We start from the raw sequence: 1,663 nt of genomic DNA on the forward strand, positions 1-1,663 counted from the left end.
TTCATATTCATTGGATTTAAATGGTTTATTATTGATATGCAGAGGCACCCCGTATGTTATCGTGTTCTGGGATGTGTGATTTATCTTTTTCGAGGTCCTGGTAAAACAGGGAGCTTTTGTCCAGGTTATTTTTCAGGATATTTTTGATCCGAAGGTAAGTAGCCGCATCTGCCTGCAAAGCTCTTTTACAGGCATTGTCCAATCGCTGGGAGCCATAGGATTTGTGAAGTTGGAGGACCCCCATAGCCCGTTTGTATCCTATTTCTGGATAGTCCACCGCGGTGATTATTTTCTCGATGCAGCCCAGAACGTGCTCCCCGTGCAGGGCCGCTTTCTTTTTAAAAAATTCAGGGCTCCAATCGCTGTAGTATTTATGGGTACTGCTTAGGTGCTCTTTGTTAGTGTTGTAACTACCTTTTGATGGATTGCGCTGGTGCAGGGCGATCCGCTGATGATAGTAATATACTTCTACCACGGAACTGGTATAATGGATGGTGGTTTCTTTTCCTATGTAACGATAAGGGACGCTGTAATAGCTTTTATCCGGGGAGAAGTAAACATAGCCCATTTTCTGAACCTTTGCCCTTCGGTAACCTTTCAGTTCATAGGTAGCCTGCGGCAAAGGCTTTAGGTATTCCCGTTCCACGGATTGGAACAGTTCCCTGCGACTGGCTTCCTTGCGGGAGAACAACAGGTCGTTATACCGGCCCAGCAAGCGTTTTATCTCCCGGTTAAGATCTTCCAAAGAGAAGAAGCTCATCTCCCGCAGTGGGTAATAAATGCGCTGGTAGGCAAGGTTTACGGCATTCTCCACCAAAGCTTTATCTTGCGGGGCATAGCCCCGGGCAGGATTGATCACACAGTTGTAATGCCGTGCGAAGTCTTTAAAACTTCTGTTGATGTCCGCCTCATACTTGCTGGCACGGGTAACCGCTGACTTTAAATTATCGGAGACGATTGCTTTAGGGACACCTCCATAAAAGCGCAGGGCGTTACAGCAACAGTTAATCAGGTCTTCCCTTTTTTGGCTTTTACAAGCTTCCACATAGGTATACTGGCTGTTGGGAAGGATGGCCACAAATACTTCTACCGGGATCAGTTCCCCTGTTTCCTTATCAATAATTTGGAGTTTTTTGCCAGCGTAATCAATAAAGAGTTCTTTGCCAGGATCGTGTTCAAGCTTCATCGAACCTTTGGCCTTGGCATACTTGCGCCGGTAATGTTCCATAAATTGGGTATAGCCATAAGGATCTTTGGCCTGCGCTACATATTCCTGATAATGGTATAAAAAAGTAAAACCTGGGTGGTTCCGGGCTTTATTGACCCCCTCAAAATATAACATGAGTTCATCGTAGCGAGGGTTGTCAATAGTAGTGTGGGAAGGAAAAAGCTTCTCTAATGTAGCATTATCAAGGGCCAATAATTCTTTAGGGGAAGAATTGCTGGCCTTGAACAAACGCATATAAGTATTTACCGTATTGCGGGAGATCCCAAGGGTGACGCCTATTTTACGGTTACTGAATCCATCGAGATGTAAGGAAATGATCTGTTTTAAGTCCATTGGATCAAGTGTATTGGCCATATCGCTTGTTTTTAAGCGACAAGGTATTATTTACTTGATCTTTCAAAGTGGCACAAAACGAACCGAAACAACTGGCACAAA

At 44.6% G+C, this 1,663-nt stretch carries 1 protein-coding gene; it reads right to left on the reverse strand.

What is annotated here, in order from left to right; translation table 11 throughout:
* Positions 1 to 28: 28 nt before the first annotated feature.
* Positions 29 to 1,582: an IS21 family transposase gene (gene istA, locus RM545_RS17380; RefSeq protein WP_311496551.1), complete on the reverse strand. Its 1,554-nt coding sequence runs from the start codon at positions 1,580 to 1,582 to the stop codon at positions 29 to 31.
* Positions 1,583 to 1,663: the final 81 nt, after the last annotated feature.

It is taken from the genome of Autumnicola lenta (assembly GCF_031846515.1).
Lineage (GTDB): Bacteria > Bacteroidota > Bacteroidia > Flavobacteriales > Flavobacteriaceae > Autumnicola > Autumnicola lenta.

Bases quoted from the DNA above. Each gene is read 5' to 3' on its own strand.
- istA (WP_311496551.1), bottom strand. From the start codon at position 1,582: ATGGCCAATACACTTGATCCAATGGACTTAAAACAGATCATTTCCTTA.